This window comes from Streptomyces sp. NBC_00690, from assembly GCF_036226685.1.
Classification (GTDB): domain Bacteria; phylum Actinomycetota; class Actinomycetes; order Streptomycetales; family Streptomycetaceae; genus Streptomyces.
Genome location: NZ_CP109009.1, coordinates 1,672,439 through 1,695,001 on the forward strand (window position 1 = coordinate 1,672,439; position 22,563 = coordinate 1,695,001).

General features: G+C 70.0%; 16 protein-coding genes. 6 read left to right on the forward strand and 10 right to left on the reverse strand.

From position 1 onward, the window contains the following. Nucleotides 1-152 precede the first annotated feature (152 nt). On the forward strand, nt 153-2,513 hold the full coding sequence (locus OID54_RS07325; protein WP_329015670.1) for a glycoside hydrolase family 31 protein: 2,361 nt from the start codon (nt 153-155) through the stop codon (nt 2,511-2,513). Between the two features lie 24 nt (nt 2,514-2,537). On the opposite strand, the gene OID54_RS07330 is transcribed toward OID54_RS07325, so the two are convergent. The 5 genes from OID54_RS07330 to OID54_RS07350 all read right to left on the reverse strand — a co-directional run bounded on the left by OID54_RS07330 (nt 2,538) and on the right by OID54_RS07350 (nt 7,591). Beyond that, the gene (locus OID54_RS07330; RefSeq protein WP_329015673.1) at nt 2,538-3,041 is read right to left on the reverse strand and encodes an NUDIX domain-containing protein; all 504 of its coding nucleotides are present in this window, start codon (nt 3,039-3,041) and stop codon (nt 2,538-2,540) included. 364 nt (nt 3,042-3,405) lie between these two features. After that, the gene (locus tag OID54_RS07335) at nt 3,406-4,011 is read right to left on the reverse strand and encodes a GTP-binding protein (protein WP_329015675.1); all 606 of its coding nucleotides are present in this window, start codon (nt 4,009-4,011) and stop codon (nt 3,406-3,408) included. After that, a complete protein-coding gene (locus tag OID54_RS07340; RefSeq protein WP_329015677.1) occupies nt 3,992-4,396 on the reverse strand; it encodes a DUF742 domain-containing protein in 405 nt (134 codons plus the stop codon). The genes OID54_RS07335 and OID54_RS07340 overlap by 20 nt, the downstream gene beginning before the upstream one ends. A gap of 10 nt (nt 4,397-4,406) precedes the next feature. Further along, nucleotides 4,407-4,859: a roadblock/LC7 domain-containing protein gene (locus OID54_RS07345; protein ID WP_329015680.1), complete on the reverse strand. Its 453-nt coding sequence runs from the start codon at nt 4,857-4,859 to the stop codon at nt 4,407-4,409. Further along, nucleotides 4,856-7,591: a sensor histidine kinase gene (locus OID54_RS07350; RefSeq protein WP_329015682.1), complete on the reverse strand. Its 2,736-nt coding sequence runs from the start codon at nt 7,589-7,591 to the stop codon at nt 4,856-4,858. The genes OID54_RS07345 and OID54_RS07350 overlap by 4 nt, the downstream gene beginning before the upstream one ends. Before the next feature lie 519 nt (nt 7,592-8,110). Between OID54_RS07350 and OID54_RS07355 the strand changes: the two genes are divergently transcribed. After that, complete coding sequence (locus tag OID54_RS07355) at nt 8,111-8,551, forward strand: hypothetical protein (RefSeq protein WP_329015685.1); 441 nt, start codon at nt 8,111-8,113, stop codon at nt 8,549-8,551. 186 nt (nt 8,552-8,737) lie between these two features. Here OID54_RS07355 and OID54_RS07360 read toward each other — a convergent pair whose 3' ends face one another. From OID54_RS07360 to OID54_RS07375, 4 genes are all read right to left on the reverse strand, one after another. After that, complete coding sequence (locus OID54_RS07360) at nt 8,738-13,930, reverse strand: hypothetical protein (protein WP_329015687.1); 5,193 nt, start codon at nt 13,928-13,930, stop codon at nt 8,738-8,740. Between the two features lie 52 nt (nt 13,931-13,982). Next, the gene (locus OID54_RS07365; RefSeq protein WP_329015690.1) at nt 13,983-14,936 is read right to left on the reverse strand and encodes a hypothetical protein; all 954 of its coding nucleotides are present in this window, start codon (nt 14,934-14,936) and stop codon (nt 13,983-13,985) included. Between the two features lie 238 nt (nt 14,937-15,174). After that, entirely contained in the window at nt 15,175-16,701 is a 1,527-nt protein-coding gene (locus OID54_RS07370; protein ID WP_329015693.1) for a hypothetical protein, read from the reverse strand. Between the two features lie 166 nt (nt 16,702-16,867). After that, nucleotides 16,868-17,581, reverse strand: a complete 714-nt coding sequence (locus OID54_RS07375; RefSeq protein WP_383538985.1) for a GntR family transcriptional regulator — start codon at nt 17,579-17,581, stop codon at nt 16,868-16,870. Nucleotides 17,582-17,802: 221 nt separating this feature from the next. Between OID54_RS07375 and OID54_RS07380 the strand changes: the two genes are divergently transcribed. The 4 genes from OID54_RS07380 (at nt 17,803) to OID54_RS07395 (ending at nt 21,545) form a co-directional block, all read left to right on the forward strand. Further along, nucleotides 17,803-19,080, forward strand: coding sequence for an MFS transporter (locus OID54_RS07380; protein ID WP_329015695.1), 1,278 nt, complete (start codon nt 17,803-17,805; stop codon nt 19,078-19,080). Between the two features lie 223 nt (nt 19,081-19,303). After that, on the forward strand, nt 19,304-20,068 hold the full coding sequence (locus OID54_RS07385; protein WP_329015697.1) for a LamB/YcsF family protein: 765 nt from the start codon (nt 19,304-19,306) through the stop codon (nt 20,066-20,068). Then, on the forward strand, nt 20,065-20,682 hold the full coding sequence (gene pxpB / locus OID54_RS07390; protein WP_329015700.1) for a 5-oxoprolinase subunit PxpB: 618 nt from the start codon (nt 20,065-20,067) through the stop codon (nt 20,680-20,682). The genes OID54_RS07385 and pxpB overlap by 4 nt, the downstream gene beginning before the upstream one ends. Next, nucleotides 20,679-21,545 (forward strand): biotin-dependent carboxyltransferase family protein, encoded by an 867-nt coding sequence (locus OID54_RS07395; RefSeq protein ID WP_329015703.1) that lies wholly within the window; start codon nt 20,679-20,681, stop codon nt 21,543-21,545. Before pxpB ends, OID54_RS07395 begins: the two co-directional genes overlap by 4 nt. Before the next feature lie 104 nt (nt 21,546-21,649). On the opposite strand, the gene OID54_RS07400 is transcribed toward OID54_RS07395, so the two are convergent. Continuing rightward, nucleotides 21,650-22,549, reverse strand: a complete 900-nt coding sequence (locus tag OID54_RS07400; protein WP_329015706.1) for an SDR family NAD(P)-dependent oxidoreductase — start codon at nt 22,547-22,549, stop codon at nt 21,650-21,652. Nucleotides 22,550-22,563: the final 14 nt, after the last annotated feature.

Below are 22,563 nucleotides of genomic sequence, written 5' to 3' on the forward strand. Positions count from 1 at the left end.
GGGCACCATCTATCGGACACGGAATGACATCGGGGCGGTTCTCGTCCGCGTGCTGGGGGCGGAAGGGGGCGTCGTCCATCACCCTCCCGGAGTGGGTGAACGGGTGCTCAACATCCCGGCGCATATGCCGCGCCGGTGGCAGGGTGAGGTGCATGAAGGGTCGTGGACTGGTGCGCGCAGGGGTGGGTTTCGCGAGGCCCGGGGGATGGCGTGCGCTGCTGTCGGGGTGGCGGCACCGTCGGTTGGACGCCAGGGATCTGCCGGCCCACGGGGCGGTGCGGGCCAGGGTGCCGGGGATGGTGGTGGACGCGGAGCCGCGACCGGGCGGCGGGGTCATCAGGTTTGCGCGCTCCGAGTTGCGTATCCGGGTGGTGACGGGCGGGGCGGTGTTCTGGGGGTGGGACGGGGCGGGTCCCGAGCCGTCGTACGCACTGTCAGGGGTGGTACCCGAACCGGATCCGCGGGCAACGCTCGAACCCGACAAGGACGGTGGTTGGCGTGTGGTGTCCGAGCGGCTGACGGTGCAGGTCTCGCGGGACGGGGCCGTCGAGGTGCGTACTCCCGGCGGGGTGGTGTTGCGCAGGGACCTGCCGCCGCGTTGGTGGGAAGGGGCGGATGGGGGGCCGGCCCGGTGGACGGTGCGGTCCGAGGTGTCCGCGGACGCACGGTTCTTCGGCTTGGGCGGTCGTTCCTCGGGGCCGCGGCTGCGGGCGGGAACGTACCGGCTGTGGAACACGGATCCGGGGAGAACGTTCGGCCCGCGCGACGACCCGCTGTACATCACCATGCCGGTGCAGTTGGTGGTGGCGGACGCGGGGACGCATCTGGCGTTCTACGACGATCCTTGGGACGGGCGGGTGGTGCTGCGCGAGGGCGTCGAGGGGGCTGGTTCGGGCCATGACAGACCGGCCACGAGCGCGGTGCACATGGACGGCGGTCCGCTGCGTTGTTGGGTGGTGGTGGGGACACCGGCGCGGGTGTTGTCACGGTGGACCCGTCTGACGGGAGCGCCCGCGGCGCCACCCTCCTGGGCTCTGGGACCACAGCACGCCCGGTGGGGTTTCGGCAGTGAGCGGGAGGTCCGACGGGTGGTGGCCGGCTATCGGGAGCGTGGACTTCCGTTGTCTGCGCTGCACCTGGACATCGATCACTACGACGGGCACCGTGTCTTCACCGTCGACCGGCGTCGTTTTCCCGGCCTTCCGGGGTTGGCGGAGGAGTTGGCCACCGACGGAGTGCGCTTGGTCTCGATCGTCGATCCCGCGGTGAAGGCTGAGGCGGGCGGCACCGTGTATGACAGTGGGGTCGCGGCCGGGGCGTTCGTCCGCGATGTGAACGGGCGCGAGGTGCGCGGAGTTGCCTGGCCCGGTGTCTGCGTCTATCCGGACTTCACCGATCCGCAGGTGCGGAGCTGGTGGGGGCAGTGGTACGAGGAACGGTTGGCGCAGGGTTTCGCCGGGATGTGGCACGACCTCAACGAGCCCGTGTCGTTCTCCGTGTTCGGTGCGAACACCCTTCCGCGCTCTGCCCGACACTCGTTCGAAGGGCGCGGCGGGGATCATCGCGAGGCCCACAACGTGTACGCGCTCGCCATGGCGCGGGCCGGGTACGAGAGCCTGCGCCGGCTGCGTCCCCATGAGCGTCCGTTCCTCTTCTCCCGCTCGGGGTGGGCGGGGATGCAGAGGTACGGCGGCACCTGGTCGGGCGATGTGTCCAGCGGTTGGCCGGGGTTGCGTGCCTCGCTGTCCCTGGTGCTGGGCCTGGGACTGTGCGGTGTGCCGTACTCGGGATGCGACGTGGGGGGCTTTGACGGCTCGCCGGCTCCCGAGCTCTACCTGCGGTGGTTCCAGTTGGGGGCGTACCTGCCGCTGTTCCGGACGCATTCGGCGATCGGGGCGGGGCGGCGGGAGCCGTGGGAGTTCGGTCCGGATGTCCTGGAACACGCCCGGGCCGCGCTCCTGGAACGGGAGCGGCTGCGCCCGTACTTCGTCACCTTGGCGCAGCTGGCCCGGTTGACGGGGGCGCCCTACATCCGTCCGCTGTGGTGGGGCTTCCCGAAGGACCGGGCGCTACGGGACTGTGAGGACGCGTTCCTCCTGGGGGACGCGCTGTTGGTGGCCCCGATCCTGGAGCCTGGTGTGCGGAGCCGGACGGTGCGGCTGCCCCGGGGCCGTTGGTACGACACGGCGACGGGCCGTGTGTACGAGGGGCCCGGGCAGGTGGTGGTCGATGCGCCGCTGTCCCGGATTCCGGTGTTGGCCCGCGGTGGGTCGGTGTTGGCGGTGCGGGGCTCGGACGGGGCGACGGAGTTGGAGGTGTGGGCTCCTGCCGCCGGGCGCAAGGGAGGTGGTGTGGTGGTGTCGGGCAGTGGTGACGGTTGGGGACGGGCCGAGGTGGAGCGGTACACAACCCGACTGGTCGACGGTGAGGTGCGGGTGAAACTGATCCGTGGTGATGGCGCTGGGCCACCGAAACGGCCGGTACGGGTGCGCGGCCTGGATTCCGTTCGGTAGGCGGCGCCCCGGACCGTGGGCTGCTCACTCGTAGCGGCCCATGAACCATCTGCGCACGGCGGCCGTGTGGAGTGGGAAGGCCAATTCGGTGGGCGTGCGCAGCAGATGACGGTCCGATGTCTCCTGAGTGGGGACCATCGGTGGGAGTTGTTCCATCCGCAGGCCCGGGAGCACTCCGAACAGCAGCAGATGCCCGGCGGGTGCGCTCATCGCGTCCGCGAGTCGGACGTCCTTGGCCGCCGTCTCGATGCCGGTCTCCTCGTGGAGTTCGCGGACGACCGCCTCCTGCCATGTTTCGCCGTGGTCGATGAAACCGCCGGGGAGGGCGATCAGTCCCTTGCGCGGCTCGATGGCACGGGTGATGACGACCAGTCCCGTACCGTTCTCGTCTCGTACGGGTTGCAGGGCGACGGCCACCGGGAGGGGATTGCGGTACGCGGTGGTCCCACAGGAGGTGCAGGTGCGGGGCCAGTCGGTGCGGGAGCCGTAGGGGGCTCCGCAATGGCCGCAGAAGAGGTCGTTGGGCACGGGCGGACTGTAACCGATGACCTGGTGTGCCGGGGTGGGAACGGGATGGGTGGTCTGTCCTGTTGCGGGGTCGTGTGGCCGTTCTTGGCCCGTTCATCGGCCAATCGGGTTGGCTGGGAATCACCGCGGGAACGGGGGCCGTCGAGTTGTGGGCCCCTGTGCTATCGGATCTGACACTCCGGTCGACCCGATGGGCCTGTGGGTCGCGTGTGGGCGTGTGACGCCGACGGGCCGCGATCCGCGGCGCATTGCCGTGCCGGGGCGGTCTCCGCAGGTGCCTTGCTCGCCCGACCTCGGCATCGGGGGGCGACCGGCCCCGGATCGGACCGCAGTTCTGCGGTACCGCCGGGGTCGACCGCCCACGTCATGTGGTCGTCGCGTGCGGTCGCTGCCCTTCCACGCGTGCCATGGCGTGTTCGACCACCGAGACCAGCACCATCTTGGCCGACTCCCGCTCACGGGCGTCGCACTGGAGCAGCGGGACCTCCGAGTCCAGGTCGAGTGCCGCGCGGACGCTGTCCGCGGGGAATCGGTCCGCTCCCTCGAAGCAGTTCACCGCGACCGTGAACGGAATGCCGCGGCGCTCGAAGTAGTCGACCGCGGCGAAGGAATCCTCCAGCCTGCGGGTGTCCGCCAGCACCACGGCACCGAGCGCGCCTTGCGCCAGTTCGTCCCAGAGGAACCAGAAGCGGTCCTGGCCCGGTGTGCCGAAGAGGTAGAGCACCAGGTCCTCGCGGAGGGTGATCCGTCCGAAGTCCATGGCGACGGTGGTCGTCGTCTTGTTCTCGACCCCGGTCGTGTTGTCGACCGGGCGGCCGACTTCGCTGAGGGTCTCTTCCGTACGCAAGGGCTTGATCTCACTGACCGCGCCCACCAAGGTCGTCTTGCCAACACCGAAACCGCCCGCGACCAGGATCTTGAGGGTCACGGGTTCGACGGGCCGTCGGCTGCTAGAGCGCCCGAAGACCATCAATCACCTCGCGGAGAATACTCACATCCGGCAGCTCGGCCGGCGGAACGGGACGGGATACATGGACCAGTTCGTCCTCGACGAGATCGCCGACCAGGACCCGGACCACCCCGACGGGGAGATCCAGACCGGCCGCGAGTTCGGCGATCGACTGCGGCGCCTCGCCGCAGCGCTCGACGATTTCGACGTGCTCCGGTGAGAGTGACTGATCCCGGCCGGGATGATCGGCAGCAGGCTCCGTGACGACCAGGGCGATCAGGTCCATCCGGTGCTGGTTCACACTGCTCGTACGGCCACGGGTCATCGCGTACGGACGAACGACCGGGCCGGCCTCGGCATCGAAGAAGTGGTGCGGGTGCTGGGCGTGATGAGTCGATTCACTCATGCCAGGACCTTCACCCGCTGGGGGCGTGACCGGTCCGCGGCGAGGTGGCGAGGTGGACTCCGACCCGCTTGACCATCAACGTCATTTCGTACGCGACCTGTCCCACGTCCGAATCGGCGTCGGCGAGCACGGCGAGGCAACTGCCGTCGCCCGCCGCCGTGACGAAGAGGAACGCCTCGTCGAGTTCGACGACGGTCTGCCGGACCTGGCCGGCGTCGAAGTGTCGTCCGACGCCCTTGGCCAGGCTGTGGAATCCGGACGCCACGGCAGCGAGGTGCTCGCTGTCCTCCCTGGTGAGCTCACGGGAGGTGCCGGTCGCCAGCCCGTCGCTGGAGAGGACGAGGGCCTTGTGGATGCTGCCGACGCGGTCCACCAACTCGTCGAGCAGCCAGTTCAGTTCGCCCGACCCTCTGTTCGGCGGGCGGGCGCCTGCGGTATTCGCTGCGGTGTGCGGTGCGGTCATGGACCGTCCCCCTCTGATGTCGTTCGTGGTGCTGTCTGACCGGGGCCGGTGCCTGTGGTCTGTGCGGCGCCCTCGGCCCCGTATGCGTTCTTGAGGCGGCCCCGCTGCCACCCTCGCTGCATGGAGGCCATCCTGTTGCGCACTTCGTCCGCGTCGCGTTCGATCTCCCTACCCCTTTCACCGGCTCCCCTGCCCACGTTCCGCTCGGCGGCGGCGGCGCCCTCCCGGAGTTGGGGGGCGAGGCTCGCCTGACGCACCCGCCGGGGCAGACCGTCGATTCGTGCGGGTGACGTCCCTTCGGCGCCGCGCATGGGTGCCTCGGGGCGGTAGGCGCGCTGGGGTTGCTCAGCGCGTACGGGCTCGGCGGTCGGGTGGGTCCGGCCTTGGTCATCCACTCTACGTCCGTGATCGCTGACGAGGGTGGGGGGTTGACGACGAGGTAGCGGCACGGTGCCCGACGTCCGTTCTGGTGTCGGGTCGTTCGCCTGTTGGTGTTCGCCGGAGGTCGGCCTCCAGGAACCCCGGGCGAGGGGCCGGAGCAGTGCGTTGTCGCCGCCTGGGGCGTCGCCGCGGTCGGGGGCGCCGGGGAAGCCCTCGAAGGGATCCCCGGAGGGGGCGGCGTCGAGTTGGCCGCGTCCGACACCGGCGGGGCCGGCGCCCAGGGCGCCCAACCCGTTTGTGGAACCGCCCAGTTCCACGGGTTCTCCGAAGAACACGGGCGGGTCCTGACCTGGTCCGGTCAATGCGGACAGGGCGGTCCGCTTGTTCTCTCCACCCCGGCGAGCGGACTGGCTCTCACTCTTGCGGTCGAGCCGGAATCCGGCACCTCGGGTCTCCGGGGCATCGGTCAGCAGCGCCGCGGGGATGAAGACGATCGCGGTGGTCCCCCCGTACGGTGACGGCTGGAGGGAGACCCTGACGTTCTGGCGCTGGGCGAGCCGGCTGACCACGAAGAGGCCGAGGCGGTCCGTGTCGGAGAGCTCGAACTCGGGTGTCTCCGCGAGACGGAGATTGGCGTCGAGCAGGAGATCGGCCGCCATGCCGAGGCCACGGTCGTGGATCTCCAACGTGAAGCCGTTGGCGACCCGCTCACCGTGCACCTGGACGGCGGTGTGCGGCGGCGAGAACACCGTGGCGTTCTCCAGCAGCTCGGCTATCAGATGAGTGAGGTCGGCGACGGCGGGACCGCCGACGCCGATCCGAGGAAGCCTGCGCACCTCGATGCGTTCGTAGTCCTCGACCTCGGCGACGGCGGCCCGTACGACGTCCATCAGCTGGATCGGCTTGCGCCACTGCCTGGACGGCGCGGCGCCCGAGAGGATCACGAGGCCCTCGGCGTGGCGACGCATCCTGGTGGTGAGGTGGTCGAGGCGGAAGAGGTCGGCGAGTTCGTCGGTGTCCTCGGTGCGGCGCTCCATCGCGTCGAGGAGGGTGAGCTGTCGGTGGAGGAGCACCTGGTTGCGACGGGCGAGGTTGACGAACACCTCCGAGACTCCGCGCCGCATCTCGGCCTGGCGGACCGCTGCTTCGACTGCGGCGCGCTGGAGGGTGTTGAGGGCCTGACCGGCCTGGCCGATCTCGTCCTTCTCGTACTCCAGCCGGGGCGCTTCGGTCTCCACGTCCACCGGCTCGCCGGCGGCGAGCCGCCGCATCACGCTGGGCAGACGCACACCGGAGACCTCGTGGGCCTCCTTGCGCAGCCGGGTGAGGTCACGGATCAGATCACGGCCGATACGGACGGAGACGATGATCGACACCAGCAGGGCGAGGAAGCCCACGACACCGGCGAGACCGGCGAGGATGAACACGTCGTACGCGGCCGGACCGACCCGGTCCTGGTACCGCTCGTTGGACGCCTTGGCCGAATCGCGCAGCTCGTCGAGGACGGGGTTGGCCGCTGACTGCCACTCCTTGGCCTCGGCCTCGCTGACGTCCTTGAGTGAACCCTCCTCGATGAGGCGTTCCTCGGCGTCGCGCAATGGCTGAGTCTGGGGGCTGCGCCACAGCCGGAGGTAGACCTCCCGCTCCTTGGCGGGCATCGACTCCAGGTTGACCTCGTAGTAGAGCTTGCGGTTGGCGACGAAGTCGGAGAGCTGGCGGACCTCCCTGTCGCTGACCTTGCCGGTGGCCAGCGCGGACGCGATCAGGGCGTCCTCGCGGGAGAGCATTTCCATCGCGCGTGCCAGGCCGATGAGACCGCGGCCCTGACGTTCCATATCCTCGTCGTGGAGGGTCTGGAGGGTGGCGAGGAAGCTGAAGCCGGGGTCGACGATCCGGTTGTAGAACTCCAGCGCTTCGCCGCGTGACACGGCGGCCGACTCGACGGAGCGGCGCAGGGCTATGAGGCCGTCGAGCCCCTCCTTGAAGGAGGTCAGCCTGCGTGCGGTGTCCGAGCGCAGGTCGTCGCGCACCTCGGGTTTGGCGGCGTTCCTCGTGATCCGGGCCGCGGCCCGATCGGTGGCCACCCGCGATTCCCGTAGCGCTGGGAGCGCTCCGGCCGCGCGGCGGTCGGCGAGGTAGACCAGGGTCGCCCGCCGTTCTTCCTGGATGTCGTGGAGCGCATCGGCAACCGGTTCGCCGATCTCCTCGGCCACCGAACTGGCCTTGAGGAGGTGGTTGGCCTCCTGACCGGTCAGCACTGTGGCAAATCCCCACAGAGCGGTCAGGGAGACAAGCGGCACCAGCATCAACGCCACGATCTTCCGGCGGATGGACTTCCCGCGAAAGCGCATGGCCTCCCCCTGCTCAACCTCGCCCGTTCTGGGCGGAGTTCCGTCAACAAACGGCGTGAGCCTACTACTGACACAGAGACAACTCGAAGACGCGTCCGGACGGTTTTCGGCCTACGCCGGGCGTGTTGATCATGATTTGCTCCGTTTTTCAGGGAGTTGGCATTCCTGGCGTGTCGGCCAACGCCCAACGGGCATCACCTTCGAGACAAGGCTAGATGGCTGGATTTATTCGGTCTGGGCGAGAGTTGGGGAATCATCCGGGCTCGTCGTTCGTCATGACATACGGGGAATCTTGGAAACCGCAGTGCGGTCCGGACCGTGGGCTCCGAGGCCCCCGAGCGAACTCCTGCTCAATCCGGGCGGGTTGGGTTTCCCCCTCCCCTCGGGACCGTCTCACTCCGTTTCATCGCGGAGGTGTGGGGGCAGACGCGGAGTAGGAGTAAAGACGAGTAAAGGCATGGAATTCGGGCAGCCACCCTGAGGCCGGGCAGACGGGGGGCGTGGGGAGTGAGTACAACCATGGATACGGATGAGCGTCGTGTCGGGACCTGGGCGACGGGCCCGAATCCGATTCCACGACAGCTCTGGGTCGAGGAGCCGTCCACACGCAGACGGATGGCCGACCCGGTACGCACGGCGGCGGTGAGGGCGGTGTTGATCGTCTCGCTGACCCTGATCCAGGCGATGATCGCGTTCCTCGCCACGCTGGCGGGGTCGTGGCTGGCCTTTCCGATGGTGATCAGCAGTGTCGCCAGCACGGTGGTCGCGACCTGGGGGGTGCTCGATGTGTGGGTGACCCGACAGGTGTGGAACCAGCGCAACGGCGTGGTGTCGGAGCCCAGCAGCAGCGCCCGGCAGTTGCGGCGCGAGCGCCGCAGGGCACGGAGGGTGGCCAGGGCGGACGCGCGTCGGGGCGCACGCATACGCCGCCGGGGACCCGGGCGGCTTTCACGCGCCTGACCAGGGCATCCGGGCCTGTGGTCCACCACCTGCGGGTGAGTCGAAGAAGTGTAGAGGCGGGAAACCCTAGCGAGCCCTAGACGTAAGGTGCGCCCCACTGACGCGCGGGCGCCTGAGGGCGCCAGCAGCACCCACTGCCCGGTCGAATCGACCGGGCAGTTCGCCGTTCGGGGCAGCGCCGGGCGGTTACCGAGGGGGGCTCGACTGCGCGGCGGACCGCTCCGCAACCTGGTCAACGGTCACCGTGCTCCGACGGAACATTCGGGTCGCGGTGATCTCCCCGTGCACCGCCTCCCCCGAAGGGTCCTCCTGCGGCAGCCCGGGGCGCAGATGCTCCTCGACACTGATGTACTTCAGTCCCGCCCGAAGATCGGCGTCGTTGCGCAATCGGATCACCAGCGGGAACTCGGCCAGGGCCGTGGTGTCGAAGAGACCGGTCGTGTACAGCAGCTGAACGCCCAGGGCGTCCGAGACGGCCCGCTGAAGCTCCAGCAGATAGGTGGCGTTGGCCCGTCCGATGGGGTTGTCGAGGAAGAGCGTGCCCGCATGGCGATGACGGTCACGGCCCCGGTCGTTGCTGCGCAGGGCAGCCATGGTGCAGTACAGCGCGATCGCAGCGGTGAGCAACTGACCGCCGGAGAAGACATCGCCCATCTGACCGACGGGGACGCGCTCGGCACGGAGCACCGCATCGGGCTTGAGGATCTCGACCGCGATGCCCTTCGGTTCCAGAGCGGCTTGGACCCCGCGCAGCAATAGCGACATGCCGTCCCTGCGACCCTCGCCATACGCGGCCGTGGAGTTCTTCCGCACCGCCCCACGGGTGGCCTCGTCGATCACTTCACCGAGGCGCTCGGCCAAGGTCGCCTGGTCGGGCTCCTCGAAACGGATGCGGAGGAACTCCTGCCCCGACCACTCCCCCAGCCCCTCCGGCAGCCGCGACAGCCGTTGCGCGGAGCGAAGAGTGGCCAGCGCGGACTCAACGAGTCCGCGCAGTCGGTCGACGATGGTGTCGCGGTTGCGCTCCAGCTGCTGGAGCTCATCGGTGAGGACACGGAGCCTGGGTGCGAACGCCTCCGCCCACTTCGCGGCGTGGTCGGGCAGGGCTGCGGCCGGCAGTTCACGGATCTGCTGCCGGGCCGGGGTGCGCACCTGCTCGTAGCGGGTGGAGTTGGCGTGCCGGACGAGGACGTCGCTCGCTTCTCTCACTGCTGCTTCGGCGGCGGAGAGGTCGGCCGCGCAGCCCCGTAGGGAACGTCGGGCCTCGGCAGCCGACTGACGGGCCTCGGCGAGGCTGCCCGGGTAGGGGTCCGGAGCCTCTGCCGCCGCATCGTCGTCGCGCTGGTCCCGTAGGAGATCGCGCAGCATCGCGGCGGTCTCGTCAAAGCCGCCCGCAGCGTCCTCGGTGTGGCGATGGGCCTGGAGAAGTCCGGCGTGGGTGTCCTTGGCCGCGGTCAGGGCATCGGTGCGCACGGCTAGTTCGGTGGTGGCGGTGCGCAGCAGGGTCTGTGCGTGTTCGGCGTCGGAGGGCACGAGGTGCTCGGGAAGCTCGGTGTGGAACTCGCCGTCGGCCGGGGCCAATCGCTCGGACTCGCCGCGGAGCCGTCCCAGCTTCTCGCTGGCTTCCGACGCCCGCGTCTCAAGCATCTGGACGAGCGACTCCGCTCGGGAGGCGGCTGCCTGGCGGGACGGGCCGTCCGCACCGTCGGTTCCCTCCAGGAGTTGGGCAGCCCTGGTGCGGACCTTGTTGGTCAGCCGGTCCAACTCCGTGAGTGCAGCGCTCTCATCGCTCTCGGCACGTGCCTGTTCCGCACGGAGATCGGCACCGACACCCACCTTCTCGTAGAGCTGTGAGGCGGTGCGGTACGCCTCACGCAGGGCGGGCAGCGCGGCGCGAGGTGCGTCCGGGTCGACCGGGGGAAGGCTTTCGGGCGCGCCGGCGATCTCCGCTCGCTCGGCGCGCAGTGCCCGGGCCGTGCGACGGGCGTCGTCGCCCGCCCGCTGGGCGGCCCGGCGGTCCTCGTCCGCTGCCTTCGCACGCTCCAGACAGACAGCGGCCCGGGCTTCGGCTTCGGCCGCCTCATCGGCGAGTTCACGCAGCTTGACCTGCCAGCCGGCACGCTCCCTGAGCCGGAAGGCGAGCCCGGCGAGGGCGTCTGCCACCCGGCGGGCGCGCTGCGCCGCTTCCTGACGCTCCTCGCGCACCCGGGCGGCATCCGCGGCGGCTTCTTCGGTCTCCGCGCGTACCGTGCGCGCTTCGGCCAGTTCCGCCTGGGTCTCTTCGGCGACTTCGCGGGCGGATCGGGCTCGGTCCGCGAGTTCGGCGAGCATGCCGGGCGGGCAGTCGGTTCGCCAGGAAGTGAGGCGTGCCGCGATGGACCGGTCGCCCGCGAGACGGGCAGCGAGGGTTCTGATCTCCTCGTCGCGGGCCGTGGCCCGAGCCCGAAGGGCGTGCCGCTCCTCGTCTGCGGCGTGTTCGTCGTGCATGGCGGGGTTCGGCGGGACGAGGAAGACGCTGTCCGAGTCCGGTGCCGTGTCGTCGTCGGCACCGGGGGCGGGTACGGGTGCGAGGAGGGCGGCAGCGGTGCCGACGGCCACGGTCGAGCGGGGCAGCAGCGCTGCACCGGTGAGGGCCTCGCGGGCCCGTCGGTGTGATGCGGGGTCGGTGATGACGACGCCGTCGACCAGTTCGGGGCGGGCGGCCAGGACGGCGGCGTGGTCGGCGGGGTCGACCGCCTGGGCGAGGTAGCGCCAGCCGGGGAGGGCGGGGATGCCGTGCTCTCCGAGGTACTCGACCGTGGCGAGGACGTCCGGGCCGGGGGGCAACAGGCCGCCGTCGCCGAGTGCGGCGAGGATGCGGGTGTCATCGGCAGCGGCGGTGCGCAGATCGAAGAGCTGCCGCTCGGCGGAGGAGACGTGCTGGTCGAGGAGGTCGCGCAGTTCTTCCGCGTAGCGATCCAGCTCCTCGGCGGACAGAGGTCCTTCGGCGGGTCGCGGAGCGGGGCGAGCAATGGCTGCGGAACCGCCCCGTGCCGTCCCGGGGCGGGGGTGGTCGCCGGAGGTGGATGAATGGACGGAGTGCTGTTGCCCGCCGGTGAACGGCTCGGGTTCAGCCGCTGCGTCCTCGGCGGGACAGGCTTCGCCGTCGGCATCGTCGGACGATGCCGCCCGGTCGTCCGGGAAGTGCTCGGGGTGCTCGCGATACTCGGGGTGCTCGCGATACTCGGGGGATGCGGTTGGCTCGTCGCCCGTGGCCGACGGCGAAGAGTGCTGCGCCACATCGGATCCGTCCGCCGTCTCGGTGGCGGAGGGATGAATGGCGCTCGGGCTCTCGTCGGTGATGGCCGGGGCGTCGTCGCTGAGGCCCGCCTCTGAGGTCGGCGAGGTCGGCGAATCCTGTGACGGTGGACCGTCGGGTTCCGTGGAGTCGTCAGGTTCCGTGGAGTCGTCGACCCGGGCATGGACGGCGCCCGGTTTGCGGGCCTCCGCCGCAACACTCCCCCTGCGGGGGGAGGGCACCGGTGCGGCAGCGGCAGCGGGGAGACCGAGCAGCGCGGCCAGTCGGCCGTCTTCGGCGATGGACGTCGCGGCGCGGTGCTCCGCTTGATAGGCGTTCTCCGCAGCACGGGACGCATCGGCCGCCCTCGCAGCGGCCAACTCCGCCCGTCCCTCACCGGCTACGGCCTCCCGCGCTCGCTCGGCCGTCGTCCGACCGGCATCGCGTGCGGCGTCCCACGCGGCGACGGCGGACTTCTCCGCATCGCTCGCGGCGAGGGCTGCCCGTGCCGGATCGGCGTCCGGCGCGGTGTCGTCGAGCCACCCCGCTCGTACCGCATCCGTGGTCTCCTGCTCGACCTCGCTCAGCCGCTGGCGCAGATGGCCGATCTCGCTGCGGGCCCGCTGGGTCTCGGTGGCGGCGGCCGTCGCGTCCCGGTGCGCCGCCTCACCCAACTCCTGGAGCCCGGTGGCACGCTCCTCCTGTTCAGCGGCGACCTCCTCGCCGGCCTCAGCAGCGGAGTGCAGCGCGCGGACGAGATCAGCCGCCGCCCTGGCACGGGCCGCGAGGGCGGGGGCCGCATCGCGCTCGGCTTCCTGGATGGCTACGGCGACCCTGGCGGCACGGTCCGCTGCGGCACGGTGGCGCAGCACGGACTCGGCGGCCTGCCAGGCGGCGGACAGGGTTCTGGCGTCGCTCAGCTCACGGCGCTGCGCCGCGGCACCCTTCTCCGCGACGGTCAGGGCCAACGATGCATGGCGATAGGCCAGTTCTGCTGCGATGAGCGCACTTCGGCCGCGCGCCTGCTCGGCGTCGGTGACCGTGTGTGCGGCTGCCGTGACCTGGTCGGCGAGGTCGGCGGTACGGGCGCGTTCCTCTGCTGCCCGCGCGGAGAGCCGACGCGCAAGGGTGCGTGTACGTCGCTCGGAGCCCGTATGGATGTCGCGGGCCCGGCGACGCGTCTCGGCGGACTCCACGATCCGGCCGAGGAGATCGACGGACCCTGCGGTGAAGTCCCGCTCGGCGGTGAGTTCGGCACGGCGGCCGAGTTTGTTGCCGAAGCCGCTGACGAGGTCGGCGAGCCCGTCGGTGTCCCGGGTGTCGGTGACGGCCCGCAGCAGGAGGTCGGTGAAGTCGGAGTCCTTCTTGACGGCGAAGAGACCTGCCGCCTCGCCCTCGTCCGCGTTCATCTCGCGCTGGTAGCGGAAGAGCTCGGGGTCGAGACCGAGGTCTCCCAGGTGCTCGTTCCAGCGGTCGTGGATCTCCTCCCAGGAAACGTCCAGATGGGGATATGCCTTGCCCGCCTCGGTGATGGCGTCGCGGAAGCCCTTCATCGTGCGACGGCGGCCACGGGCGGTGGATGCCCCGTCGGATGGCGGACGCATCGCGGTGGACTCGGCGACCGGGAGCGAGTCCAGGCTCAGCCCAGGACCGGGGCGGAAGGAGTACCACGCCTCGGCGAACTTCCGCGGATCGTTGGAGACCTGGCGCCCCCGCCACTCGCTGACCTTGCCCACGACGATCAGTTCGCCGGTGAGGGTGTGCTGCCACTCCAGGGCGACGTGCCCGCAGTCGTCGGCAAGCAGGAACTTGCGCAGCACGCCGGAACTGGCGCCGCCGAGGGTGTTGCGATGTCCCGGCAGCATCACCGAGAAGATCAGTTTGAGCAGGACGGACTTGCCCCCGCCGTTCTCCAGGAAGAGGACGCCCGCCGGGGCCGGGCGCCGGGGCGGACCGACCGGTTCCTTCTCGAAGAACTCCGCCTGGGTGGGTGCGGGGTGCGGCACTGGTGCGCCCACTCCCCGCAGGTCCAGCACGGTGTCGGCGTAGCGCGCACCGGCGGGCCCGATGGAGTAGAGGCGAACGCGGGACAGCTCGTACATGGCGGCGGACTCTCGTGGTTGGCAGGCCGGGTGGGGGGACGGTGTCGACAGGTCAGTTGTGGAAGGGGAGGCCGGCGTCGGCGACGAGCTCCAGATCGTCGGCGTCGGACGGCGGGAGCAGGGTGGCGCTGCCGTCGCTGACGGGGACCACGCCGAGTTCCAACAGTTCGGACATGGCGGCGCTGCCCGCCATGTCGCGAACCTGGAGCTGGTAGCGGGCGGTGGTGCGGTAGGTGCCTCCGGCGTCGTCCCCGGTGCGCTGGAGGAAGCCGGACTCTGTGAGGAAGGCCACGGCCTTGCCGATGATTCCGGTGGTCGAGCCGGCCAGTCGGCGAGCGTCCTTGGTGGCTCCGGTGGCACTGCGGCGGGTGTAGATCCGCCAGGCGGATTCCAGGCCGGGGGCTTCGGTGACGGGGTCGGTGTTCTCACCCTGTTGCTCGGCGCGCTCTTCGAGACGGCGGCACGCCTGGCGCACGAAGGCTTCCACGCCGTACACGGTGATGCGTCCGATGTACCCGTCGTCGGCGAGATCCTCGGGACGGGGAAACGCCAGGGCTGCGACCGCGAGATGGGCCAGACCGTGGAGGAACCGGTCCGCGGACTCCGCGGAGGCGCGTCGGGCGTACTCGCCCATGCGGACGGCGAAGACGGAGTCCTCGGCGGCTGCCAGGGCCATGCCCGCCCGGGGGGAGACTTCGAGCACGATCAGACCGAGTCCGGTCGCCACCGCGTCGGCGAGGCGGGCGAAGGGCGCGTCCTCTCGGTAGCGCCTGAGCAGTTCTGTGTACTCGGCGTCGCGTGCGGGAAGCAGCTTGGGCTGGAGTCCGCAGGACACGAGCCGGGCGGCGTCGGCGGCATCGGCGGGGGTGATTCTCGCCGCGCCGTCGTTCACGGTGTTGGCGGTGGTTGCAGTGTTGGCGGTGTTGGCGGTGGTTGCGCTGTTGAAGGGAGCGTCACCGCTGTCCGGCGCACGCCAGGGATCGCGCTCGGCGTGGTGGTCGGTCACTGCGGGTGCTCCTCATGGCAGAGGGGTGAGTGGGGTACGGGGGGTGGCGAGGCCCGAAGACGACGTTGTGGGAGTGGGCGTCGCCTGCCGGGTATCGAGTCCGGGCGTCGTGCCTGGTCGGGGGCGGCGTCGCTCGTCAGGGATGGCGGTGGAGCTGACTGCTGTGTGTCCGTCGGGCGTTGCCGTCTCGCCGCAGCCCAGGACACGTCCGGGTGCAGGGCTTTCGTCGGCCGGCTGGTCATGCGGCCTCCGTGCGGCCTGCCGCCATGCCGACCGTGTCCAGGAGGGCGGTGCCGACGATCAGGTCTGCGCCGCCGAACTCCGGATCGTCGAGTTCGGTTCCGTCGTCGACGGCGAACAGCAGTCGCTCCTCGCCTTGCCGATAGGCCGTGCCGACGGGCGGGCTCGCCGCATGCACGGCCAGGAGGGCGACCAGATAAGGCAGTTCGGGGTCGATGGCCCGGGCTTCGGCGAGGAGGCCCGAGAGCCGGCGCGGGGCGTCGTGTTCGAGGTCGAGCAGTTGCAGGGCGTTGGCCAGTTGGTCTTCGCTGAACCGGCTGTCGTCGGGAGTGGCGATGAGATCGGGTTCGGGCATCTCCGCGCCGAGGTGCTCACGCTCCACCGGAGGTGTGAGCAGCAGGTCGATCAGGTCCCCCATGCGCGCAGACGAGGGAGTGCTCAGTCCTGCGCCGCTGGCGAAGAAGGCGTCCGTGACCCGGATCGCGGAGTGCAGGGGGAGCGGCAACAGGGGTGCCATCAGCTGACCGTAGAGATCGAGACCGGTGTGGGAGGTGGGGCGCGCGAACGCCTGTCGGTCCTGCTCGGCACGGAACAGGGGGCCGGCCTCCAGCAGCCTGGACTGGAGCTGAGTGTGTCGGCGGATGCAGTCCTTGACGATGTCGACCAACTCAGCGGCGCGGCGTTTGTGCTCGGGCTCCTCGGCCTCGTCGCGCGCCTTGCGGATATTGGTCAGGATCGCGTTCTCGTGGCGGTAGCGGTCGGCGATGTGGTCGAGCGCCTCGGCGATCATGTCGGGTACGGCATTCAGCCAGTCGACGGCGCGCACGTTCCGGCGAGTTGCTTCCAGGGTGCGGCGAAGACTCTCGGCGTACTGGACCGTGCGGTAACGCGCCTGCTCGGCGGCGAGCTGGGCATCGGCGAGCTTGCCCCGGCTGATGAGGACCTCCAGCTTGACCTCGGCCGCGATCTGCGCGCTGGTGACGTCGGTGTCGAGGGCACCGACGAGGACGTTGACCGCTTCGTCGGTGGTGCGCAGATACACGCCGCCACCGGTGCCGGGGACCTCCTCGATCAGCTTGAAGTCGTAGTCCCGACGGATGTAGGCGCCATCAGCCGCGAAGGTGCCGTACACAGCGCGGAATCCGCGATCGACGCTTCCCACGTTGATCAGGTTCTCCAGGACCCAACGGGCGACGCGCTCGTGCTCGACAAGGGGTCGCTCGGGTGCCTGTGCGGCCACTCTGGGCAAGAGTCTGGCCACTATCTGGTCGTGGTCCGCGCCGGTGTCGAAGTCCATGTGGAGGGTGACGAGGTCGATGGCGGCGAGGGCCACCTCCGCCATCGAGTAGATCGTGTACTCCCCCGCGAGATTGGCCTTGCGGGTGTCGAGGTCGTGCAGTGGGGCGGTGCAGGCGAGCGCGCGCAGCCGCCGCGCGAGCCCTTCGTCGGCGGCCGGGCCCTGTGCGGGCCGCGGCCCCGCGCTGAGCTGGGGCGGAACAAGATCCGTCGGGGCTGGCGAAGTCACGCTGCACAGACTAGGTCCTCGGACTGACAACGGTCGAAACGGCGCAGAGCGACCGCTGTCGGCGTGTACGGACCGACCGGGCCGATGGAATCCACCCATCGCCACATAGGCCCATCAGCCCGTCGGACTATCGTCTGCGCCGCAGCGACGTCCGGGGCCTGCGCGGCTAGCGCTCTTCGCCTTCGGGCACCAGTTGTCCGTAGGTCTCGACCATGCGAGCGCGTGAATCGTGCAGATAGGCGGCGAGCAGCCGCTCAGCTGAGGTCCGGTCGCCGGCTCTGAGGGCTTCCAGTATGGCGCGGTTGCGGACGAGGAAGGGTTGGTGGAGTTCGCGTGGATTGTCGACCGCGTGGAAGGCGAGTCGCAGTTCGGCCAGCACGCTCCGCATGAGTTCGTCGGTGCGGGCGCTACCCGCGAGGGCCACCAACTCGCGGTGGAAGTGGATGTTGGCGGTGGACACGCCGGTCCAGTCGTGCTCGCGCTCTGCCTGCTCGCCGCCGCTGACGGCTTCGTCCAGCCCGTCGAGGACGTAGGGCGGCTCCCCCAGCCCGTGGACCACGGCGCATTCGACGAGCTGACGGGTGCGGTAGATGTCGACGACGTCCTGGACGGCGAGCATCCGGACGAAGACGCCACGGTTGAGTTCATGCACCAGGAGTCGTTCGTGGGTGAGCAGCCGGAACGCTTCCCGCAAGGTGTTGCGGGAGACGCCGAGGGCCTTGCCGATGGCGTCTTCCGAGAGCCGCTCGCCGGGTGGGAAGTACCCCTCGGCGATACGGGTCCGCAGGATGTCCGCGACGCGTTCGGCCGTGCTCGTGCGGCCCAACAGGGCACGGTCGTCCGCCAGCCCTCCCGTGCCGCCCGGGAAGTCGGCGTGCACCGCTGTGCCGCTGGGGCCGAGCGGATCGGCCTTCTTGGTGCCGGGATCCTTGACGCCCACGGCGCCCCTCTCTGTCGCGTCGACCACCGGGCCGACCTGTGGGCTCCCATCGTAGAACGAGGAACGGGACGACAAAACTCTTGTCGGATCGTTCAACGATCCTCTACCTTGGGGAGAGTTGGTTCGATCAGTGGCACCATCTCCCCTTCTGCGAGGTGTGGATGAGCAAGACTCAGGCAGGGCCGCACCAGGACGATTTATCCGAGCCCGTCGGCGCTTTCGCCTGGCTGAAGGCACTTGGCCCCCGTGGGCGCCGGGCCTTCGGCGGCGCGTTCGGCGGCTACGCCCTCGATTCCTACGACTACTTCACCCTGCCCCTGGGCATGGTCGCGATCTCCGCGTACTTCCAGCTCGACCACGGACAGACCGGTCTCCTCACCACCGTGACGCTGGTGGTCTCCGCTGTCGGCGGCGCCCTCGCCGGAATCCTTGCCGACCGGATCGGCAGGGTGCGGGCTTTGATGATCACGGTGACCACCTATGCGGTGTTCACCGTGGCCTGCGGTTTCGCTCCCAACTACGAGACCCTGGTGGTCTTCCGTGCGCTGCAAGGGCTCGGCTTCGGTGGCGAGTGGGCCGTGGGCGCGATCCTCGTCGCCGAGTACGCCACCGCGAAGCACCGCGGGCGAACCCTCGGGGCGGTCCAGAGTGCTTGGGCGGCCGGTTGGGCACTCGCCGTGATCGTCTACACCCTGGTCTTCGCCTTCCTCGACGAGGACATCGCCTGGCGCGTGCTCTTCTGGACCGGCGCGCTTCCCGCTCTACTGGTGATCTACGTCCGCCGCCATGTGCGCGACGCCCCCGCAGCAGCGGCGCAGCGGGCGGCCAGCGAAGGACGCGGTTCGTTCTCCGCGATATTCGGCAAGGACCTGCTGCGCACCACCGTGTTCGCCACACTCCTGTCCACCGGCGTTCAGGGTGGCTACTACACGCTGGCCACTTGGGTGCCGACCTATCTGAAGACCGAGCGGGGACTGACCGTGATCGGTACGGGGGGCTATCTGGCGTTCCTGATCTCCGGCGCATTCCTCGGCTATCTCACGGGCGGGTACCTCACCGATCGAATCGGCCGAAAGCGGAACATCGTGCTCTTCGCCGTGCTTAGTTCGATCAGCATCCTCGCCTACACGCAGCTTCCGGCCGGTCAGAACGGACTGCTCCTGGTGCTGGGATTCCCCCTCGGCTTCTGCATGTCGGCGATATTCAGCGGGTTCGGCTCGTTCCTGAGCGAGCTGTACCCGACCGCCGTGCGAGGTACCGGTCAGGGATTCACCTACAACAGCGGTCGCGCGGTGGGTGCGTTCCTGCCGACCCTGGTGGGTTTCCTCTCCGACAGTTGGGGCGTGGGTGGTGCTCTCGCCCTGGGTGCCATTGGCTACGGTCTCGCCGTGGTGGCGCTCGTCGGACTGCCCGAGACGCGGGGCCGGGAGTTGTGGTGAGCCAGGACCGGATTCCCCGGCTACGGGCACCGCGCCGGGAACATGTCCACCGAGGACGCGGCCCGGCGGGGCACCCGAGCCCGTCACTCGGCGGGGTGGCACCAGCAGCGACCACCGGACCTGAGCACGGGCCGACCGGGGAACGGAGCACCGCAAGGGTTTCGCACCCGTCGGTGGAGCGAGTACCACGTGGCCCGAAGCCACGGGAGCAGAGGAGGGGCACATGACCTGGGCGTCCATCGATCTCAACGCTGACCTGGGGGAAGGCTTCGGCCCATGGCGACTGACCGACGACGAGGGCCTGCTGTCCGTCGTCACCAGCGCCAATGTGGCCTGTGGCTTCCACGCCGGTGACGCGTCGACCATGCGGCGGGTCTGCCGGCTCGCGGCGGAGCGGTCCGTGCGCATCGGGGCGCAGGTCTCCTACCGTGACCTGGCGGGGTTCGGTCGCCGCGCCATGGACGTTCCGCCGGATGAACTGGCCGCGGAGGTCGCCTATCAGATCGGGGCGCTGGAGGTGTTCGCCCGCGCTGCCGGTGCGCGGGTCTCCTACGTCAAGCCCCACGGCGCCCTCTACAACCGAGTCGTCCACGACGAGGAGCAGGCCGCCGCCGTCGTGGAGGGCGTGCGGCTGACGGGCGAGCGGCTTCCCCTGTTGGGGCTGCCGGGTTCCAAGCTCCACACCATGGCGGAGAAGGCGGGGCTACCCGCGATCACCGAGGCATTCGCGGACCGGGCGTACACGGCAGAGGGCACCCTGGTGCCGCGCGGTGAGGAAGGGGCGGTCATCAGCGGGGAATCGGAGGTCGTCGAACGCTCGGTGAGCATGGCCAGGTTCGGTGTGGTCACCTCGCGGTGCGGCCGGTCCATCCCGGTGCGGGCCCGTTCGCTCTGTGTGCACGGTGACACCCCCGGTGCCGTCACGCTGGCGCGTCAGGTCCGCAGCCAACTGGAGAGCGTGGGCGTGCGCGTGGAGTCCTTCGTATGAGGGTCCTTCCGGTCGGTGATCGAGCCCTGCTCATCGAGGTCATGGACAGCGAGGAGGCAGGGGCGCTCCATGCGGAGTTGCTCAGACGCCGGGCGGCGGGGGCACTGCCCGCCGTGGACGAGATCGTGCCCGCGGCACGGACCGTGCTGATCGACGGTCTGGCCGATCCAGGGCAGTTGGCCCGCGAATTGCTCCTCTGGGAGATCCCGCGGCTTCGGATATCCACGACGGAGGTGCTGGAAGTGCCCGTTCGCTACGACGGCCCGGATCTGGTCGAGGTGGCGGCCCGGTGGAAGGTCACACCGGACGAGGTCGCCGCGATGCACTCGGCGGTCGAGTTCCGCGTCGCCTTCTGTGGATTCGCCCCGGGGTTCGGCTATCTGACCGGGCTACCGGAGGAGTTGTCGGTCCCGCGAAGGGCCACCCCGCGCACGAGGGTGCCCGCTGGATCCGTCGCCCTGGCGGGCCCGTACACCGGGGTCTACCCTCGCGCCTCCCCGGGCGGCTGGCAGTTGATCGGCCGGACGGACGTAGAGCTCTGGGACCCGGTGCGGCAGCCCGCCGCCCTGCTCGCTCCGGGGGCGAGGGTGCGATTCACCGTGGAGCAACGATGACGGATCGAGCCCTGGCCGTGGTGCGCGCGGGTGCGCTCACCACCGTGCAGGACCTGGGTCGGCCCGGTCATGCACACCTCGGAGTCCCCCGCTCCGGAGCACTGGACCTGGACGCCGCTCGGCTCGTCAATCGGCTGGTGGGCAATGCGGAGAGCGCGGCGGTCCTGGAGACCACACTGACGGGGTGTGCCGTGAGACCGCGACGATCGGTGGTCGTCGCCGTCGGCGGGGCGCCGTGTTCCGTCACCGTCGAGGGGCGTCCGGCGGCATGGGGAGCGCCGGTGCACGTGCCGGCGGGCGCCCTGATCGAGACCGGGTGGGCCAGGGCCGGGGTGCGCACCTACCTGGCCTTCGGGGGCGGTATCGCGGTGGAGCAGACGCTCGGTAGTCGCGCCACCGATCTCCTGTCCGGGCTCGGCCCACCACCCCTGGGTGACGGCGGTGTCCTGCCCCTCGGCGTCCCGATGGGATGCCCCGCCCGTGTCGATGGTGTTGTGCCGTGGCCGGCACCGCCCCGCGAGTTGGTGCTGAGGCTCCGGCTGGGGCCGCGGGACGACTGGTTCACCGCCGATGCGCTCCGCACTCTGGCGCGCGCCGGCTACCGGGTGTCTGCGGCGAGCAATCGCATCGGCCTGCGCACCGAGGGGCCGGCTCTCCGTCGGGCGTTCGACTCGGAACTCCCCAGTGAGGGCGTGGTCCTCGGGGCGGTACAGGTGCCACCCGACGGCCGCCCGGTCGTCTTCCTCGCTGATCATCCGACCACGGGCGGCTACCCGGTGGTGGCGGTGGTCGACCCCCGGGATCTGGCCGGGGCGGCTCAAGCTGCGCCCGGCACTTCCGTACGGTTCGTGCTGCTGGCGTGAGCAACACCCCGAGAACCGGAGCCGAACCACCGCCACCCACCTCGCCTCGCCTCACCTCAGCACCAGCACCAGCACCAGCACCAGCACCACAGTCTGCGGATGGCTCAGGTCTTCGACGCCAGGATCGACGAGGTCAGGCTCTCCAGACGGGCTGCGCTCTCGGGCGCGAATGCCTTCGTGGTCAGTGGCAGCCTCCTGGCCCGGAGAAAGGCCGAGAAGGGGGCGGCGGGAGGTTCGTCGAGTCGTTCCACCATGGGCAGGATCGCCCGGTCGACGGAGGTCGCGAACCATCGGGCGAGGGTCTTGCTCAGCGTCCGCATGGGCTCGGGGAAGGACTCCGGCTGCGAAGTTCGGACGAATCCCGGGTTGTGGAGCACATAGCGGGTGCGAGCGGCCGGATGGCGTACGGGAAAGTCCGCGCCGAGGAGATCGTTGCAACGCGCGGATTGCAGGGCGGCGCGCATCCCCTTGTAGCGTCGGTTCAACTGGAGATCGTCCCAGTGGACGGTGCCGGAAGGCCCGCCCGGGCTGGAGATGTTCATGATCACGGGCGTGGCCGCGGCCCGCTCCAACGCCGCCAGCAGCCCTCGGGCCAGGACGAACCGGCTGAGATAGGCCAGGGCGAAGGTGAACTCCAGGCCGTCGACGGTCTCCACCCGATGGGGCTGGAATCGCTGCGCACCCAGGACCAGTCCGTCGACGACCGTACTGATCGTCACGGTCGCCTCGATCGCACGGTTCATTCCCGCAAGGGTGCTCAGATCCGCCTGGAGGAAGAAGGCCCTGTCCGCGGCGTCGATCCGGGCCGCATCCGTGAGGAACGCGGCTCCCTTGGCCGCCCCGCTCGCTATCGCGATCACTCGCTCTCCACGGCCCAGCAGGTGCAGACCGAGCCCTCTACCAATGCCATCGCTTCCACCAGTGATCACATACGTCCGCATACGAACGTCCCCCAACTCGTAAGTCATCGCTTGATGACCAGAGGCTAGGCGCCCGGAAATCATCAAGTCAACAATCG